Origin of the sequence: Wolbachia endosymbiont (group B) of Protocalliphora azurea (assembly GCF_947251865.1) — a bacterium.
Taxonomy (GTDB): domain Bacteria; phylum Pseudomonadota; class Alphaproteobacteria; order Rickettsiales; family Anaplasmataceae; genus Wolbachia.
On the sequence record NZ_OX366394.1, the window covers coordinates 1,247,795 to 1,265,936 of the forward strand.

The following is an 18,142-nucleotide window of genomic DNA, read 5'->3' on the forward strand; positions in this document are numbered from 1 at the left end:
ATATGCTCATTTGACAGTTAAGTCTTCTCTACCCCTATTTGCATAATACCTTCGTTTACGGTTAAAAGATATCGAGGTAGTAGGGTGTATTAGTTTTTGCAAGCTGTTATTTTGCTATGGATTGCTGTAATGGCATCATCTATTTTATTGTTATCACAGCCTGTTTGGGCAAGTTCGGCATTTCCACCGCAATCCCTTCTGGTTACAGTAGATACTAGCTCTTTTGCATTGATCTTATTAGTTAAATCTTTACTTACTTTGACAATCAAAACTGTTTTATCCTTTTCTGTTACCATGAAGGCTATTACAGTTTTCGGGTTTTGTTGCTGTAGAGCAAATTCCCTTATGATACTTCCTGGAACGTCAGTAAAAGTGTGGATTACGAAATTTATTCCATTTATTTCAGTACTTTTTATATTTTCTACACTGATAATCTTTTTATAAAGATTTTTTATTTTGGTTTCAAATTCTTTGCGCTCTTGGCTTAAAATACTGAGTCGACTTATTATTTCATTTACTGGTGCTTTTACGCATTCTGCAACTTTTTTTAAGCTAATTTCGTTATTGCGTACATAATTAATTGCTTCTTGACCGGTTAAAGCTTCAATTCTTCTTACTCGAGATGCAACGGAACATTCTGCTGCTATCTTAAACAAACCAATTTCTCCGGTACGCTCCACGTGTGTACCACCACATAATTCTTTTGAATCTCCAATTTTTACAACCCTAACATTATCACCATATTTTTCACCAAATAAGGCCATCGCTCCTTCGTCTATTGCCTCATCCATACCTTGAACTTTTGTGGACGTAGAAAGATTTTCTCTGATTAGAGAGTTTACTATATCTTCTACTGAAGACAGCTGATCCTGAGTGACTGGCTTATTGTGACTAAAGTCAAATCTTAGTCTATTTGGTGCGACTAGAGAACCTTTTTGAGTAACGTGATCACCTAAGATTTTTCTGAGTGCAAAGTGTAGAAGATGTGTAGCTGAATGATTTCTTCTTAAGTCTTGTCTTCTTTTTTTGTTAATACTAGCTGTAACTGTATCACCTTTACGAACTGAACCAGACTCCACTATACATCTGTGTAAATATAGGTCATTAATCTTGTTGGTATTTTCCACTATGATTACGCCTAAATCTGGTGTCATTCCAGCGCGTGACGCTGGAATCTGGATCCCAGTATCAAGTACTGGGATGACAAGAAGGAACTTTCCAATATCTCCCACTTGTCCACCTGACTCTCCATAAAAAGGTGTTTTATCAAGTATAATAGTTATCTTTTCTCCTTCTTTTGCAGAATCAATTACTTCATTTTTAGAGGAAATTATTGCGAGTACTGTTGCATCCTTTACTTCATCACGTTCATAACCAACAAATTCCGTTTTGCCAAACTGATCGATTAAATTAAACCATACTTGTTCAACAGATTTTTCACCAGATCCAGTCCAATTAGCACGTGCTCTTTCTTTTTGCTCTTTCATTGCATTATCAAAACCTTTTTGGTCAAAATTTATTTTCCTTTCTTTCAAAATATCAAGTGTGATATCCAAAGGAAATCCATAAGTGTCATATAGTTTGAATGCTGATTCTCCAGATAGAGTGTCACCTGATTTTAAATCTGCAGTGAATTTGTCCAAGAGATTAATGCCTTTCATTAAAGTGTCTTTAAAGTTTTCTTCCTCTGATTTTAACGTTGTTTCTATTAAGCTTTTAACTCTGATTAGCTCTGGATAAGCATCTCCCATATAAGCCAAACTTGTGCCATCTATGAGTGCAGGAAAAACAAGGTTCAATAGAGAATCATTATATCCAAGTAGGTGGATATAACGTGCTGCTCTCCTGATCAATCTGCGTAGTACATAATTTCTTCCTTCATTTCCAGGAAGCACTCCTTCTGCGATGAGAAATGCAGCTGCACGAAGGTGATCTGCGATAATCTTATGAGCTACTTTATTTTCCGTATTTCCACAGTACTCTTGCGATTTACTTACCAGAGCAGAAAATAGGTCAATATCATAGTTATCATGAACGTTCTGCATAACAGCTGCTATTCTTTCAAGGCCCATTCCGGTATCGATGCATTTTTTTGGTAATTTTTGTAAATTACCTTCTTCATCTTTATTAAATTCCATGAACACCAGGTTCCAAATTTCAACAATTCTGTCGTCTTCATGTAAAGCGGAATTTCCATGATCGTAAAAGATTTCAGAACATGGGCCACATGGACCAGTATTGCCCATGCTCCAAAAGTTATCATCTGTTGTAATTCTTATGATTTTATCATCTGAAAAGCCACTTATCTTACGCCAAATTTCATATGCTTCATCATCAGTGTGGTAAACAGTTATGGATAGTCTGTTTTTATCAAGAGACAATTCTTCAGTAATAAATTTCCACGCAAATTCTATCGCAGTTTCTTTAAAGTAATCACCAAAGCTAAAATTTCCGAGCATTTCAAAAAATGTGTGATGCCGAGATGTATAGCCAACATTTTCAAGATCATTGTGTTTACCACCTGCTCTGAGACACTTTTGACTTGAGACGGCACGTTTCATTTCAGTTTTTTGCGTGCCGGTAAAGATGTTTTTGAACTGTACCATACCAGCATTTGTAAACATGAGTGTTGGATCATGCTCTGGAATCAAAGGAGAAGAAGGAACTTGCTCGTGATTATTATTTACAAAAAATTTTATAAATCTTTCTCTAATTTCGTTTAGCTTCATCGTTTTTACTGAGGTTATCTATGCATAATAAGTTGTAACAGAAGTAAAATCAATTTATCAATCTAAATATTAATATATACATTACTTAGTATAATAAAAGTAACTTTTACATAAAAATTTTAATAAAAAGATATAGGTTTAAATATTTTATCCACTAACATAGAGAAGTATTTGTTAATTCAAATAATATTTTTGTTAATTAATTTAAGGAGTGTGAAATGCCAAAAAAATTCCAAAACACTAAGAATAGCATGCGAAAGAGAGAAACAACAAATAAGCAGGAGATGGATGGTCCAACAATTAGAATTGTATCTGACTTGGAAAGTATAAAACAAAACAGAAGAGTAGAATTTTTAATTAAAGGAGAGAATTTAATAGTAAAAGACCTCTCTATATCTTCTAGAGCAGCTGAGATAGGCTTGGTTACAGGAATAGTAAATTCAATAGACATTCCTCAAGCAATTCGTGAATCGACAATAGATGGAATTATTTTAGGTCTTAAGAATGGAGAAATAGAAAAAAGTAAAGAATATAATTATAGAGAATTTAAGAAAATATATCTAAAAAACCTTGTAGATGAATTGGGTAAGGATAGTTCAAAAAAGCTAAAAGAAAGAACTGATGAAAATAGCCAATTGAGAGAATCTACTACTGAAGAAATTGATTATCAGATGCAGGAAGATGTAACTATCGAATCAGCTTCTTTAACAAAACAAGAATTCGATTTTGCATCAAGCAAAGTAACTACTAAAGAGATTAATGACGTAATAAATGAAATAGAAGAATCAAATGCTAGTTATGGAATTACTCTTGAAGATATAAGTAGTGTTTCCCGTTTTGATAGTAATTCACAAGAAGTGTTAGATCATTCTATATTTAATAGCACAGATGTGGAAGGGCCTAAATTACCCGAAATAAATGGAGGACAGTATATAGGAATAGCAGGGATTGCTGGTGGTATATTTGGTGGAGTGCTAGCAGTAGCTTTTGCAGGATTAGGATACTTTGTATGGCATAGAAAAAATAGGGAAGGTAGCTACGATGTTGAAAAAGCGATGAAAAACCTTCCTGAACAAGCTCAACTTGAGCATTCCGGATCTACATCAGAAATAGAATCTTTGCTCAGCAATGCTACATCGGTAGCACATCTATCTTCTCAGATTAGTGTCGAGTAATACCAAATTCCATTACTAATCGAACAAATAAGAAACATTACAAACTCGTTTAATAGTAGTGCTGGAAATACTGACAATAAAATTACACAGAACATCTGCAAGTAAGCCTATGGTATCGTAGACTCTGTTACGTAAAGTATTGTATTTGATATATTGCCACAACCTCTCAACAGGATTCAGTTCCGGTGAATAAGGAGGCAAGTATATAATGGTAATGTTTTCCTGAAATTTCAAACTTTTTGATCTATGCCAACTTGCACAATCCATTACAAGAAAGGCTTTTTTCGTGCCTAAATCTTTCGACATCTGCTCCAGAAATATATTCATACAATCAGTGTTTACATATGGAGCAAGTAGGCTGATTTTCTTACCACTTCTTGGATTTACCGCACTGTAGATATAGAAATTTTGTCTACCAATTTTCATTTTAACCTGCGTTCTGACCCCTTTTTTAAACCATCCGTGTCCGATTTTTGAATGAGTTCCAAATCGTGATTCATCAAAAAAACACCTCTTTTTCAGGGTGGGAATTGACTATTTTATTGAAGTATTTTTTAAACTCTTCTTGCTTGTTTTTATCTTGTTTATGGTGCATTGGCCTCGGTGTTATATAAGAAAATTTCATCCTTTGTATCTCACGGTGCACTGTTGATTTGCTAATGTTTAGGCCAAATTCCTCTGAGATTTTTATCTGCACTTCCTTAATAGTAATATTTGGATTTCTTTCTACCCATATTTCAATTTGCTCACGTTGATTTTTCTTTAATTTGCTTTTTCTTCGCCGCTGAGACGGGGCAAATAATCTTTCTACTCTACCAAATTTTAGATGCTTTATCCATTCAGTCAAAGCAGTCCTTGAAATTTTACATATTCTTGCCACAGCGCTTATACTACTTTCTTTTCCTGCTATCACCGCTTGTAACTTTTTTGAAACATATGCGTTATTTCTGACCTTTTTTAACATTTCTTTCGCCAAATTTACAACTTTTTCGTCTAATAGTTTTGACCTTAATGCCATTTATACCTCTCTATTTTATCTACTTTATTATCACTTCTTTCCCATTATTGTCTATCTGTTCTTTGCATAGTGGGAATTGGTATAAGATTCCAGAGTTTGATGGCACAACAGTGCCATCAACTTAGCTCTTACAGCACTTATATGCTCTGGAACCAAAGGAGAAGAAATTTTCCTGTCTTACAAAAAATTTTATAACTCTTTCTCTAATTTTATATCGTTTTTACTAAGGTATAATAAATTGCAATGAGAAATTCAGATATTAATATATGTATTATTTAGTATAATAAAAATATAAAAATCTTAGTGAAAAGATGTGGACTTAAATAATTTATCTTTTATACATAAGGAAATATTGGTCAGCTTGGGGGTCATATATGTCAAGAAGATTTAAAAATACTGTAGGAAAAAAAAGATCAATCAATAAGGAAAAAAGGAATAGATGGATTAGTATTGAATCAGAATTGCGAGATGTAGAACAAAACAGAACAATATATTTTCTATTGGGAGGAGGTGATTTAAAACTTAAGTATGTATGTATGCTTGACGATACATCTTATCGTATTCTTGTTGCTGAAGGAGAAATAGTGCATGCAGAAAATCCAAAAGTGATGATTGATGATATTGTTTCTGATCTCAAGAGTGGAAAAATACGAAGTTATAAAAGATATAATGCCAAAGAGTTTTATGAAAAGTATCTCAAAGAGTTTTTGAGTAATGAGAACTTGCAAAAGCTGGAAGCTGGTGATATTGAAAATACAACAGCAGAACTACCAAACTTAAAACAAGTAATGGAAGAAATGAAAAAATCAAACGCTAGCAATGGAATTACAATGCGAAATATAGAAAGTGTTCAAAATACGACGAATATTTTGGGTAATCCTATGATTCATGATACAAACTTGAGAGAGTTTAAATTATTGGAAACACCTTCAAACGAGAAAAATAATATAGTGTTCACAGTAGGTATGTTAGCAGTAACAGTAGCTTTGGTAGCAGCTGTACCATTTAAATGTTGGTTTTATAATAGAAAAAATAAAAGCCATAGTAGTGCTAAGGAAGAAACTCCATCTAGTTATTTATTAAGTGCAATAACTTTAGAAAGTGGAACTAATTCTATTCGTTAGCCAAAATATTGCAAAAATAGAATTTTTTTATTATTTTTTTACAGTTTCCTCATTTAATAATTTTTATGCTCTAATTATTATACTTAATTTATCATTACCTGTTGTGTAAACAGGATGAGAATTTTCAATAATCTACATCCTTTAGTAAGAAAAAATCAATACATTCACGATAAATTTACCTCATATCTGTGTTTTATATGTGGAATTTCGAATGGAAAATTATGCAGGCAAAGAAAGAAGAATAGTGAATATAGTTACTCAACATTGGAGTGATATAAAAGGATCAGATAGAGAATGGCCAGAAAGACATGAAATAGACACTGCAGAAATCATGGAGTCATGGCAGCATTGTTTTATCATTGAAGTTAAAGATCGAGGTTATATTTGTGAAAATGCAGGAGAAAAAGCTATTGAATTCTATGGTTTTGAAAAAAAGATGTACATCGATGATAAGTATGCAATTGATGCACCATTTTTGCGGTTATATAAAATAGATGCAGTTATTGATAAACTTGAGACTGTAATAGAGAGTAAATGCTCAATTAACGAAGAGGAAGAAAGTGAAAGTGTTAAAATAAGGCAAGTATTGCTACCAATTGGGAATGAAGAAGGTATAACACATATACTGGGTGTGATTACATTCAAGCTGCTTTAAAATACAATTTTAATTTGATTTTTTAATAAAGTTATCTATACTCATACTTAATTACTAATAAAGAACTAAATAGTGATGTTTGTAAATTTGTTTAGAATATGACGAAAATAAAATTAAAAACCAAATCTTCTGTCAAAAAGCGCTTTCACCTTACAGCTAAGGGTAAAGTCATCTCTACTCAGTCAGGTAAGAGACATGGCATGGTAAAAAGAAGTAAATCTAATATTCGTAATCAACGCGGTACAACGATTCTCAATAAATCTGACTCGCGTATAGTTAAACTTTATATGCCTTATGGTATTTAATAAAATGGAGGTAAGATAAAAATGGCTCGGATAAAGCGTGGAACCGCTACTCATGCTCGTCATAAAAAGGTATTAAAATTAGCAAAGGGTTATAGAGGACGGGCAAAGAATTGTTATAGAATTGCATTACAAAGGGTTGAAAAAGCACTACAGTATGCTTATAGAGACAGAAGAAATCGCAAGCGTGATTTTCGTGGTTTGTGGATAATACGTATTAATGCAGCGGCAAGAGAACATGGACTTACTTATGGTAGGTTTATGCATGGTCTTAAACTTGTTGGAGTTGATTTGAATAGAAAAATTCTTGCTGAGATGGCTGTTAATCATAAGGATGATTTTGCTAAATTAATAGAAACTGTAAGTAGTAAGTTAGCAGAAAATTCCTAAAGCAAACACACCTGAAAATATGAGAATTATTTTCATGGGGTCACCGGGGTTTGCTGTTGGTGCGTTAAACTTACTATTGAAATTACAGAGTGAAGTAGTAGCAGTATATACCAAAGCTCCAAAGCCTTCTGGACGTAGGCAGAGGTTAACAAAATCGCCAGTACACATCGTTGCTGAAAAAAGTGACATAGAGGTATGTACTCCTGCCTCTTTAAAATCTTCGATAGAGCAAGAAAAGTTTGGAAATTTTAAGCCAGACGTTGCAGTTGTTGCTGCGTATGGATTGATACTTCCAAAAGAAATTTTAAATATTCCCAAATATGGTTGTATTAATATTCATCCATCATTGCTGCCTAGGTGGCGCGGTGCAGCTCCGATACAGCACACAATTTTAGCCGGAGATCAAGAAACCGGAGTTAGCATTATGCAGCTAGATGAAGGATTAGATTCTGGCCCTATTTTAAAACAGAAAAAATTTCTTATTGAAAAAAGCGATAATTATAAGACGTTGTATGATAAATTGTCTGAATTAGGTAGTGATTTACTGCTGAAAGTACTAAACGAAATTGAAAAGCAAGTTCCCTTAAAACAGAGCGATAACGATGCGTGCTATGCTGACAAAGTAAAAGACTATAAAATTTACGCAAGTGACGCCTGTGAAATTGCTTATAGAAAGGTTAAAGCATTTTATCCAAAAGCATTCATTAAGGTAGAGAATAAACGTATCAAGATACTTGATGCTGAATTTGAAGCCTTCACTTCAGGACAAGGTGAGATCATTAATGATAATATGCATATAAGTTTAAAAGGTGGTACTTTAATTCCTAAAGTTGTACAAATGGAAGGAAGAAATCCTTGCGATATTAAAGATTTTGTTCGTGGCTTAAAATCAAGTTTAACAAAAAAATTTATAGAATAGACTACTTTGAAAGGAGAGTGAGGAGAGCTAAAGCAACTTCTACAATTTGGTATTCCGCTGCTTGTTAGCGGAATCTACAACAAGATACCGCGTTTTGGTGTACGAACATTGCAATTTGCAGGTAATTTGAGTAGTAGATGGTCAGTGCTTGACACTGGAATCCAGTTTCTATTACCTGGTGTGCTCATTTAAAGTGAAGTTTTCTGGATCCCAGTGTCTGGGGACTGGGATGACATCTTTCTTGATCTCTTGTATCACAATGTTCGTACAGCTATGTGCTTGTTAGCGGAATCTACAACGAGATACCGCAGTGGTATGACGTAGTAGCTATATATAGACAAATTTTCTTTTCTTAGATATAATCTTAAGAAACCTTCCATATGAAAATTAAAAGAGCTTTAATATCAGTATACGATAAGACAAATATAATTGAACTTGCATCGTTTTTGATGCAGCAACAAATAGAAATTCTCTCAACAGGGAATACTTATAAAGTGCTATCAGGTGCGGGAATAAAAACGCAAGAAGTTTCAGATTACACACAATTTCCAGAAATACTAGATGGCAGAGTGAAAACTTTACATCCTAAAATTCATGGAGGAATACTCTGTGATCGAAAAAGGCACGAAAAGGAAATGCAGAATCTAGAAATTAAGCCGATAGATCTGCTTATAACTAACTTATATCCATTTTGGAAAACGGTTAATAGCAACTCAAGTGAGAAGCAAATCATAGAACAAATAGATATAGGTGGAGTAGCATTAATTAGAGCTACAGCAAAAAACTTTCATTTCACTTCAGTGATTTCTAGCATTCAAGATTACGAAACACTGAAAGCTGAGATGATCAAAAATAACAATCAGACAACATTAGAATATAGAAAACATCTAGCAACTAAAGCATTTGCTCTGACTGCACAGTATGATTCTAATATTTACAATTGGTTTTTATCACAGGGTAAAAGCAATGAGTTACCAGAGTTTTTTACTTTATATGGATGTAAAGCACAAGGACTCAGATATGGTGAAAATCCTCATCAAAAAGCTGCATTTTATAGCAATCAATTTAGCAAGTATCCACTGGAGAAAATACATGGAAAAGAGTTGAGCTATAATAATATAGTCGACATAGAGTCTGCACTTAACATAATTTCTGAGTTTCAAGAACCTGCAGCAGTGATAATAAAGCACAATAATCCATGTGGCGCTGCTGTTAGTGATAGTGCTTTAAAAGCATATGAAAAAGCTCTATCATGTGATGAAATAAGCAGTTTTGGTGGAATAGTTGCTTTCAATCGGGAGATAGATTTAAAGCTAGCAGAGAAATTAAACGAGATATTTTTGGAAGTGATGATAGCACCATCGGTAAACAATGAGGCACTAAAAATTTTACAAAAAAAGAAAAATTTAAGAGTGATTATTCATCAATCTCTTCAGCAAAATGCAAAATATCAAATCAAAAATGTTGTTGGCGGGTTCTTAGTGCAAGAAAATAATAACCATACAGTAAAAGTAGAAGAAATAAACCGAGTGACAGAATGCACTACAACAAAAAAAGAGAAGGAAGATCTTATTTTTGCTTGGAAAATATGTAAACATGTAAAATCCAATGCAATAGTGATAGCAAAAGACGGTTGTGCTATTGGCATCGGTGCAGGACAAACAAGCAGAATAGATAGTGTGAATATTGCAGTAAAAAAAGCAGGTGAAAAATGTAAAGGCGCAGCGCTTGCTTCAGATGCATTTTTTCCATTTCCAGATAGTATAGTAGAAAGTGCAAAGCATGGAATTACAGCTATAATTCAGCCAGGTGGCTCATTGAAAGATCAAGACGTGATAGCAGCTGCAAATGAGAATAAAATTGCCATGTTTTTCACTGATGTTCGTAACTTTCTCCATTAAGCTTTGTATCCTGTCAAAATTATACCCACACAGGGCTTTGTTGCATAGCAGCTTATAGGTATGAAAATTGTAGTAAATTTATGTAGTTACTTTAAACTCAACTATACCTATCTGTAATTGTAAGCTGTACTCTTGAGCTCCTGATGCGATTTATAGCAAATCCTAAAATGCCTTGCTGTTTTTCCTTATAGACATTCAGCTTACCTTGTACATTAGCCTATCTGGATGACATTTTACTTTTTCTAGAATATAATAATTCCCTAGAAATTACCCTACTCAATTCTATTGTACCTTGTTTAACATTGAAACATGAGTCTGGAATCTAGAAATTTTTTAAGAACAAAAGTTATTCTAAGTTTTTGTTGGTAATACCAAATTCCATTACTAATCGAACAAATAAGAAACATTACAAACTCGTTTAATAGTAGTGCTGGAAATACTGACAATAAAATTACACAGAACATCTGCAAGTAAGCCTATGGTATCGTAGACTCTGTTACGTAAAGTATTGTATTTGATATATTGCCACAACCTCTCAACAGGATTCAGTTCCGGTGAATAAGGAGGCAAGTATATAATGGTAATGTTTTCCTGAAATTTCAAACTTTTTGATCTATGCCAACTTGCACAATCCATTACAAGAAAGGCTTTTTTCGTGCCTAAATCTTTCGACATCTGCTCCAGAAATATATTCATACAATCAGTGTTTACATATGGAGCAAGTAGGCTGATTTTCTTACCACTTCTTGGATTTACCGCACTGTAGATATAGAAATTTTGTCTACCAATTTTCATTTTAACCTGCGTTCTGACCCCTTTTTTAAACCATCCGTGTCCGATTTTTGAATGAGTTCCAAATCGTGATTCATCAAAAAAACACCTCTTTTTCAGGGTGGGAATTGACTATTTTATTGAAGTATTTTTTAAACTCTTCTTGCTTGTTTTTATCTTGTTTATGGTGCATTGGCCTCGGTGTTATATAAGAAAATTTCATCCTTTGTATCTCACGGTGCACTGTTGATTTGCTAATGTTTAGGCCAAATTCCTCTGAGATTTTTATCTGCACTTCCTTAATAGTAATATTTGGATTTCTTTCTACCCATATTTCAATTTGCTCACGTTGATTTTTCTTTAATTTGCTTTTTCTTCGCCGCTGAGACGGGGCAAATAATCTTTCTACTCTACCAAATTTTAGATGCTTTATCCATTCAGTCAAAGCAGTCCTTGAAATTTTACATATTCTTGCCACAGCGCTTATACTACTTTCTTTTCCTGCTATCACCGCTTGTAACTTTTTTGAAACATATGCGTTATTTCTGACCTTTTTTAACATTTCTTTCGCCAAATTTACAACTTTTTCGTCTAATAGTTTTGACCTTAATGCCATTTATACCTCTCTATTTTATCTACTTTATTATCACTTCTTTCCCATTATTGTCTATCTGTTCTTTGCATAGTGGGAATTGGTATAAGACCACAGAAAGGCTCTTGTGAGCAGCCAAAAAGTAACCACTCTGTCTATCCTGTTGAAAAAGCAAATTGGATTTATATTAAAGTGCCAAATATAGTAGATGAAGATATATTTGATATTGTTCAAGAACAATTAGCTGAAAATAGAAAAGTAGCAAGGACAAGAAAAAGAGGAGCAAAGTACTTACTACAAGGTTTAGTCATATGTAAGCGTTGTAATTACGGATGTTACGGAACTTGCATGAGAAGTAGACGAGAAGAAGAAGGTGGTCATTATGCATATTACCGTTGTAGTGGTAAAGATTCTTACCGTTTTGGTGGTAATAAGATTTGTGACAATAAACCCATTCGCTCAGATGCATTAGAAACAGCTGTGTGGGAAGAGGTTAAGCAGTTATTGAAAAATCCAAACAGGATTTTAGAAGAATACAAGCGTAGGCTTTCAGAACTAAAAAAATCATCATTGGATCAAAAAAGTGACCTGCTAGAGAAACAAGAAAATAAATTAAAACGTGGTATTGCTAGACTTATCGATAGTTATGCTCAAGAATATATCAATCAAGAGGAATTTGAACCACGAATTAAAGCAATGAAACAAAGCTTAAAAACAATTAAAGAAGAGAAGAAAAAGATATTTTATCAAAAGGAATTAGAACAGGAGGTAACTCTGGTTGTGGCCAATTTAGAAGACTTTTCTTCCAATATTACGTTAAACCTTGATAACGCAGACTGGTTAACTAAACGTGATATTATCAGAACATTGGTCAAGAGAATTGAAATTAACCTTGAGGACGTAAATGTGGTATTTCGCGTAAAAGAGCTACCGAACTCTTCTGGACATAATGGAAAGGAAAATAAAAATTTGCAACATTGTCGTAGGTGTATTTTCTCTATATTTTAGATTATTTTGTTTACCCCCCTCCCTTTACCATTCAGCTACGCAGATAGTTACTACAAACCGTAAAGATGTTTAAAAGAAATCTAATTTTTTATCAACTCATACATTTCATTACCAACTTCACAACAAGGTTCTGCAGTTGGATAAAAATAATCAAAAAAGAAATAATCCTTTAGTATTTCTGTGCTGCATCCAGAATTATAGTAAGTATCAAGCCTTCCTTTAAATATCAACAAGAGTATCTTTATACTTTTTCCAAATCACCCTACCCTAAACTGGTCTACGATGTTTGATAGGTATGCATCTCGATCATTTAACCCTTTGCTCTTATATTTACCAAGCATACTTTTCATTTTAGAGTTAAGATCGAATGCTTTTATTTCAAGATCTGCACCTTTCTTCATATAATCTAAATTATTAGCTAATTTTGTATTAAAACTCTGTGTAAGCTGTTGCAGCCAGCTCTCTTGCTTTTCGTCTTTATTAAAGCTAGTATCAAACCAACCTCAGTCACATTTGCAACAATCACATGCTTTACACCATATTCATTTAGAACCAAATGCATTACATATTTCACTAACCGCTTTATTTCAATACTTTTTCTGCTTTAACATTGTTATACCAATTCCCACTATGCAAAGAACAGATAGACAATAATGGGAAAGAAGTGATAATAAAGTAGATAAAATAGAGAGGTATAAATGGCATTAAGGTCAAAACTATTAGACGAAAAAGTTGTAAATTTGGCGAAAGAAATGTTAAAAAAGGTCAGAAATAACGCATATGTTTCAAAAAAGTTACAAGCGGTGATAGCAGGAAAAGAAAGTAGTATAAGCGCTGTGGCAAGAATATGTAAAATTTCAAGGACTGCTTTGACTGAATGGATAAAGCATCTAAAATTTGGTAGAGTAGAAAGATTATTTGCCCCGTCTCAGCGGCGAAGAAAAAGCAAATTAAAGAAAAATCAACGTGAGCAAATTGAAATATGGGTAGAAAGAAATCCAAATATTACTATTAAGGAAGTGCAGATAAAAATCTCAGAGGAATTTGGCCTAAACATTAGCAAATCAACAGTGCACCGTGAGATACAAAGGATGAAATTTTCTTATATAACACCGAGGCCAATGCACCATAAACAAGATAAAAACAAGCAAGAAGAGTTTAAAAAATACTTCAATAAAATAGTCAATTCCCACCCTGAAAAAGAGGTGTTTTTTTGATGAATCACGATTTGGAACTCATTCAAAAATCGGACACGGATGGTTTAAAAAAGGGGTCAGAACGCAGGTTAAAATGAAAATTGGTAGACAAAATTTCTATATCTACAGTGCGGTAAATCCAAGAAGTGGTAAGAAAATCAGCCTACTTGCTCCATATGTAAACACTGATTGTATGAATATATTTCTGGAGCAGATGTCGAAAGATTTAGGCACGAAAAAAGCCTTTCTTGTAATGGATTGTGCAAGTTGGCATAGATCAAAAAGTTTGAAATTTCAGGAAAACATTACCATTATATACTTGCCTCCTTATTCACCGGAACTGAATCCTGTTGAGAGGTTGTGGCAATATATCAAATACAATACTTTACGTAACAGAGTCTACGATACCATAGGCTTACTTGCAGATGTTCTGTGTAATTTTATTGTCAGTATTTCCAGCACTACTATTAAACGAGTTTGTAATGTTTCTTATTTGTTCGATTAGTAATGGAATTTGGTATTATAAGCAGTGGCACCCATAATATTATTTCCTCGATTATAATGAAAAATAAAATCTCCTTTACCTACGTCTGGATGATGTTTAATTACTGCGTTTAGTTAATCAGCTAAACGAAATTTATTGAGGAAATAAGAAAAAATAGGGTTAAGAATTTCAGATGCTGTTGCATATAAAATCGCATAGTTATGACCTTGCTGTTCATAGTATCGATCAAAAAATGAGCATCTCCATGATGACTTAAATTCTTCTAAACCTAAATACTTTGATACATATTCAACAACAGTAAGGCCATTGCTAAAAATCCTCCTTAATAAAAAGGGGCATTAAGTTTCACGTTTCTTACAAAGGATAAGTTATTAAAATTTCAATAATTACACCATTATCAGATAAACTATCACCCAGAACACAAAAATTTTTACACTTTGAATTAGAGTTATTATTTTTATTTGCCATAACATTCAATATCTAATCATACTGCTCTATAAAGCCTATAAAAAAAGAAAAATAGGGTGAAATTATAGAACTTTGGCTGAATTTTACCTATTTTTTGAGCAGCCCTTCTGCCTTAAAAGAAACCTCTAAGTTTTTTAGCACGGCTTGGATGTTTCAACTTACGTAGTGCTTTTGCCTCTATTTGCCTAATTCTTTCACGTGTAACATTAAAAATTTTTCCTACTTCTTCTAAGGTATGCTCCTTTCCATCTTTACCAAGGCCAAAGCGCATCCTTAGAATTCTTTCTTCTTTTGGTGTTAAAGTTGCAAGAACATTGGTCGTAATACCACGCAAGTCGGCAAGTATTGCAGCATCCTCTGGTTTAGAAACTCGCTTATCTTCTATACAATCACCGAAGGTACTACTATCATCCTTTCCTGTTGGAGCTTCAAGACTTACCGGATCTCTTGCTATCTTCATAACTTTGCGTATTCTTTCTAGCGGCATCGCCAATTCTATACTCAATTCCTCTAATGTAGGCTCTCTACCCATTTCATGAGTCATCTTTCTTAATGCTTTGTTGATTTTACTGATAATTTCCACCATATGTACTGGTATTCTAACTACTTTAGACTGTTCAGGTATTGCCCTAGTGATTGATTGTTTTACCCACCAAGTACCATAAGTCGAAAATTTATACCCACGTTTGTAATCAAACTTATCCACAGCCTTCATAAGACCAATATTACCTTCTTGTATCAAATCAAGCAGATCAAGGCCTCTTTTTGAATACTTTTTAGCAATCGAAACCACCAGCCTTAAATTAGCCTTAATCATTTCTTGCTTTGCTTGAGAGACTTCTTGTTCATGTTTCTGTATTCTCTTGATTACCTTCTTAAACTCCTGAACTCTATCTCCTTGTACATAACTCTTAATATTGCTTAAGGCACTAGCTATATACTCACAGCTATCGTTTATAAACCTTAAGAATTTATTTTTTAATTCACCTGTAAAAAGAGATTGATTTTCATTAATCTTGAGAAAACTTATTTCACTAAACTCGTGCTCTAAAAGCACATCATCATAAACATTATAAAAACTTTCTCTATCAATATCGTACTTTCTAGCTTCAGTAATAAGATTAGCTTCTTCAAACGTGATTAGTCTATTTATTTCGTAAAGTTTTTGTGTAATTCTGGTAATAGCAGCATCACTACACTGAATTTGTAATGCTACAGACCATATTTGATTATATAAATTTTCTAGCTCATTAGAGAAATCTTTAGAATTTTTTTTCAATACCAATGCTTCATTTGTTAAAGCAATGATCTCATCCAATGCCGTGATAACCTTTGGCAATAAATCACTTTCCATTTCAAGAACAGAAATATTTAAGTTAGCTGAACTTATGTCTTCACTCTCATTTCCCTTTTCATCATTACCTTTTTCCTCATCATTAACACAATCTCTAACATCTTCAGCTTCACTTTCTTCTTTGTCTACCATATTGAAATCAGAGTTATAAATTGCATCCAGATTTATAATTTCTCTCAGTAAAAAAGTTCCACCACTTAAATCATCACGCCATGTTTTGATTATTTTGAATGCCACTGATGTTTCAATTATTGCACGTAACATGTTATGCTTTTCAGATTCAATTTTTTTTGCTATCTTAATTTCATCTGCTCGTGACAAAAGCTTTACAGAGCTCATATCCTGTAAATAAATCCTTACTGGATCATCGTTTTGCACTAAAGTTGTAGTAGTATTCAACGATGTCTCATCATCATCAAGCTTATTACCATCATTATTAGAAGGAGCTTCTTCCTCATCTTCACTACTTTCGAGTATGTTAATTCCAGAGTCTTGCAATAAAGCTATAGTATCATCTATAAAATCAGTTGAAAAATTTTCATCTGACAACTTATCATTTATATCATCAAAAGTGATAAAACCGCCCTTTCTTATACTTTTGGTTACAAGATCTTTGATGATCTTTTTCCTATCTTCCGTACCATTAATAGTTGACATCATTACCTTTACAGTTTATAATTTTATTTCTTATTTATCAAATAAACTTACAATTAGCAAGCTTATAGTTTTATTCTTAATTTATAGTTACTTGCTACTTCATATAGTTTAAGATACTATCAATTTATTCACATTCTTCTTAATCAACTAATCTCTCTATTCTTACTAATATGGACAATCCAACTGAAAATGTTGCAATTCCAACCACTATAGCAGTAAGCATTAAGACGTGAGGTATAGGATTGGTATATAAGTGAAAATTTGAAGTCAATATAGGAGGTAAAGAATTTTTTACATACCCTAAAGATATGTAAAACAACAAAACAGATGATTGTAAGACACTTAACCCCATCATTTTTTTGATTAAGTTTTTATCATTTACAATGATATAGAAACCTAGCACCATTAATATAGTAATGCCTACATAATTATATAGAGTCATTGTTTTTTCTTGCGAGCAAAATTTATATATATGATTAACATGGAAGAAGAGACGGTAAGCAATACACCCAGCTCCACTAAGAAAATACCCAATTTTTGACCTGTTCTACTATCAGCTGACAATATACTATAGGATAAAAAATTTTGGCCAAATAAAACTGTTATAATACCAGCTCCTCCATAGGTTAAAATACCTAGTACGTTAGTAAATTTGATAATAGAGTAAGGTATTGCTTTTAAAGTTGTAGGTATATCAAATAACATAGAATATAATATTATCCCAGAAGCAATAATTATTCCCGCCTGAAAACCTCCACCTGGAGTATAGTCACCATGAAACTGTATGTATAAACCAAAAAAAATGATAAAAGGTATCATCAAAAATGTTACTGCACTTAATACCGGATCTTTAATCACTTTCTTTCTCTTCTAATATTAACATTATACAAAGTGCAGCAGTAAAAACTACTATAGTTTCTCCAAATGTGTCATAGCCACGAAAGCTTGCTAAAACAGCTGTCACTATATTAGGAATACCAATAGCTTTTTCAGTATTTTCTACATAATAAGGAGCAACGTGCAAGTGAACTGGAGCATTATGACTGCCAAAATCTGGTAATTGAATCATAAAGTATGATAAACATGCAGTCAAAAATAACATAAAAAAAAGTGTTGTGGGGCTATGAGATAAATTTGCTTTGTAATTCTTTACCAAAGAGAGTGCTGCAAACGTAAAGACTGTGCTCAATCCTGCACCAACAGAAGCTTCAGTAATTGCAACATCTGGCGCATTCATAATCAAGTACATAAGTGCAATAAGTGAACTAAATACACACATTAGAACAGCACTTACAACCAAATGTTTCGAAAGAACTATAAAAACTGTAACCGTGAGTAACAGCAAAAGTAATATTAGATTCAGTATTTCTAGCATCTT

Annotated in this window: 16 protein-coding genes and 1 pseudogene; 9 read left to right on the top strand and 8 right to left on the bottom strand. The window is 33.1% G+C overall.

Features of this window, described 5'->3' with window-relative positions:
* Window positions 1-89: 89 nt before the first annotated feature.
* Window positions 90-2,729, bottom strand: a complete 2,640-nt coding sequence (alaS, locus tag OPR35_RS05885) for an alanine--tRNA ligase (protein ID WP_265024794.1) — start codon at window positions 2,727-2,729, stop codon at window positions 90-92.
* A gap of 218 nt (window positions 2,730-2,947) precedes the next feature.
* Between alaS and OPR35_RS05890 the strand changes: the two genes are divergently transcribed.
* A complete protein-coding gene (locus OPR35_RS05890; RefSeq protein WP_264684953.1) occupies window positions 2,948-3,904 on the top strand; it encodes a hypothetical protein in 957 nt (318 codons plus the stop codon).
* Window positions 3,905-3,919: 15 nt separating this feature from the next.
* Here the strand turns inward: OPR35_RS05890 and OPR35_RS05895 are convergent.
* Window positions 3,920-4,922 (bottom strand): IS630 family transposase gene (locus tag OPR35_RS05895; RefSeq protein WP_230608967.1). Its coding sequence is split into 2 segments (ribosomal slippage): window positions 3,920-4,411 and window positions 4,413-4,922, totalling 1,002 coding nucleotides; the frame shifts between segments, so codons are not numbered across the junction.
* Window positions 4,923-5,296: 374 nt separating this feature from the next.
* On the opposite strand from OPR35_RS05895, the gene OPR35_RS05900 reads away from it, so the two are divergent.
* From OPR35_RS05900 to fmt, 5 genes are all read left to right on the top strand, one after another.
* The gene (locus tag OPR35_RS05900; protein ID WP_007302083.1) at window positions 5,297-6,046 is read left to right on the top strand and encodes a hypothetical protein; all 750 of its coding nucleotides are present in this window, start codon (window positions 5,297-5,299) and stop codon (window positions 6,044-6,046) included.
* Between the two features lie 211 nt (window positions 6,047-6,257).
* Window positions 6,258-6,701, top strand: a complete 444-nt coding sequence (locus tag OPR35_RS05905) for a PAS domain-containing protein (RefSeq protein WP_019236701.1) — start codon at window positions 6,258-6,260, stop codon at window positions 6,699-6,701.
* 98 nt (window positions 6,702-6,799) lie between these two features.
* Entirely contained in the window at window positions 6,800-7,006 is a 207-nt protein-coding gene (rpmI, locus tag OPR35_RS05910) for a 50S ribosomal protein L35 (protein ID WP_006013548.1), read from the top strand.
* 21 nt (window positions 7,007-7,027) lie between these two features.
* Window positions 7,028-7,393 carry a 50S ribosomal protein L20 gene (gene rplT, locus OPR35_RS05915; RefSeq protein ID WP_007302081.1) on the top strand — a complete coding sequence of 122 codons (366 nt, stop codon included), beginning with the start codon at window positions 7,028-7,030 and terminating at the stop codon, window positions 7,391-7,393.
* A gap of 19 nt (window positions 7,394-7,412) precedes the next feature.
* Entirely contained in the window at window positions 7,413-8,312 is a 900-nt protein-coding gene (gene fmt, locus OPR35_RS05920) for a methionyl-tRNA formyltransferase (protein ID WP_012481877.1), read from the top strand.
* Window positions 8,313-8,399: 87 nt separating this feature from the next.
* Here fmt and OPR35_RS07580 read toward each other — a convergent pair.
* Window positions 8,400-8,540, bottom strand: a pseudogene (locus tag OPR35_RS07580) (WPE palindromic element domain-containing protein); the annotation flags it as partial.
* A gap of 152 nt (window positions 8,541-8,692) precedes the next feature.
* On the opposite strand from OPR35_RS07580, the gene purH reads away from it, so the two are divergent.
* On the top strand, window positions 8,693-10,213 hold the full coding sequence (gene purH / locus OPR35_RS05930; RefSeq protein WP_007301976.1) for a bifunctional phosphoribosylaminoimidazolecarboxamide formyltransferase/IMP cyclohydrolase: 1,521 nt from the start codon (window positions 8,693-8,695) through the stop codon (window positions 10,211-10,213).
* A gap of 384 nt (window positions 10,214-10,597) precedes the next feature.
* Here the strand turns inward: purH and OPR35_RS05935 are convergent.
* Window positions 10,598-11,600, bottom strand: a protein-coding gene (locus OPR35_RS05935; protein ID WP_230608967.1) for an IS630 family transposase whose coding sequence is annotated in 2 segments (ribosomal slippage) — window positions 10,598-11,089 and window positions 11,091-11,600 — 1,002 coding nt in all. Because the reading frame shifts where the segments join, the coding sequence is not laid out codon by codon here.
* A gap of 69 nt (window positions 11,601-11,669) precedes the next feature.
* Here OPR35_RS05935 and OPR35_RS05940 point away from each other — a divergent pair.
* Together OPR35_RS05940 and OPR35_RS05945 are read left to right on the top strand one after the other, a co-directional pair.
* Window positions 11,670-12,584: a recombinase zinc ribbon domain-containing protein gene (locus tag OPR35_RS05940; protein ID WP_265024795.1), complete on the top strand. Its 915-nt coding sequence runs from the start codon at window positions 11,670-11,672 to the stop codon at window positions 12,582-12,584.
* A 698-nt stretch (window positions 12,585-13,282) separates the two neighbouring features.
* A protein-coding gene (locus tag OPR35_RS05945; RefSeq protein ID WP_230608967.1) for an IS630 family transposase occupies window positions 13,283-14,285 on the top strand; the annotation gives its coding sequence in 2 pieces (ribosomal slippage) (window positions 13,283-13,792 and window positions 13,794-14,285; 1,002 coding nt in all).
* 580 nt (window positions 14,286-14,865) lie between these two features.
* On the opposite strand, the gene rpoD is transcribed toward OPR35_RS05945, so the two are convergent.
* The 4 genes from rpoD to OPR35_RS05965 all read right to left on the bottom strand — a co-directional run bounded on the left by rpoD (window position 14,866) and on the right by OPR35_RS05965 (window position 18,139).
* Entirely contained in the window at window positions 14,866-16,764 is a 1,899-nt protein-coding gene (gene rpoD, locus OPR35_RS05950; RefSeq protein ID WP_265024796.1) for an RNA polymerase sigma factor RpoD, read from the bottom strand.
* Between the two features lie 139 nt (window positions 16,765-16,903).
* Window positions 16,904-17,206, bottom strand: a complete 303-nt coding sequence (locus tag OPR35_RS05955) for a cation:proton antiporter subunit C (protein ID WP_012481982.1) — start codon at window positions 17,204-17,206, stop codon at window positions 16,904-16,906.
* Window positions 17,203-17,622 carry a Na(+)/H(+) antiporter subunit B gene (locus tag OPR35_RS05960; protein ID WP_007302439.1) on the bottom strand — a complete coding sequence of 140 codons (420 nt, stop codon included), beginning with the start codon at window positions 17,620-17,622 and terminating at the stop codon, window positions 17,203-17,205. Before OPR35_RS05960 ends, OPR35_RS05955 begins: the two co-directional genes overlap by 4 nt.
* On the bottom strand, window positions 17,615-18,139 hold the full coding sequence (locus OPR35_RS05965; protein WP_010404272.1) for a DUF4040 domain-containing protein: 525 nt from the start codon (window positions 18,137-18,139) through the stop codon (window positions 17,615-17,617). The genes OPR35_RS05960 and OPR35_RS05965 overlap by 8 nt, the downstream gene beginning before the upstream one ends.
* Window positions 18,140-18,142 lie beyond the last annotated feature (3 nt).

Excerpts from the sequence above, each read along its gene's own strand:
- alaS (WP_265024794.1), bottom strand. The coding sequence starts at position 2,729 with ATGAAGCTAAACGAAATTAGAGAAAGATTTATAAAATTTTTTGTAAAT.
- OPR35_RS05890 (WP_264684953.1), top strand. The coding sequence starts at position 2,948 with ATGCCAAAAAAATTCCAAAACACTAAGAATAGCATGCGAAAGAGAGAA.
- OPR35_RS05900 (WP_007302083.1), top strand. The coding sequence starts at position 5,297 with ATGTCAAGAAGATTTAAAAATACTGTAGGAAAAAAAAGATCAATCAAT.
- OPR35_RS05905 (WP_019236701.1), top strand. The coding sequence starts at position 6,258 with ATGGAAAATTATGCAGGCAAAGAAAGAAGAATAGTGAATATAGTTACT.
- rpmI (WP_006013548.1), top strand. The coding sequence starts at position 6,800 with ATGACGAAAATAAAATTAAAAACCAAATCTTCTGTCAAAAAGCGCTTT.
- rplT (WP_007302081.1), top strand. The coding sequence starts at position 7,028 with ATGGCTCGGATAAAGCGTGGAACCGCTACTCATGCTCGTCATAAAAAG.
- fmt (WP_012481877.1), top strand. The coding sequence starts at position 7,413 with ATGAGAATTATTTTCATGGGGTCACCGGGGTTTGCTGTTGGTGCGTTA.
- purH (WP_007301976.1), top strand. The coding sequence starts at position 8,693 with ATGAAAATTAAAAGAGCTTTAATATCAGTATACGATAAGACAAATATA.
- rpoD (WP_265024796.1), bottom strand. The coding sequence starts at position 16,764 with ATGTCAACTATTAATGGTACGGAAGATAGGAAAAAGATCATCAAAGAT.
- OPR35_RS05955 (WP_012481982.1), bottom strand. The coding sequence starts at position 17,206 with ATGACTCTATATAATTATGTAGGCATTACTATATTAATGGTGCTAGGT.
- OPR35_RS05965 (WP_010404272.1), bottom strand. The coding sequence starts at position 18,139 with ATGCTAGAAATACTGAATCTAATATTACTTTTGCTGTTACTCACGGTT.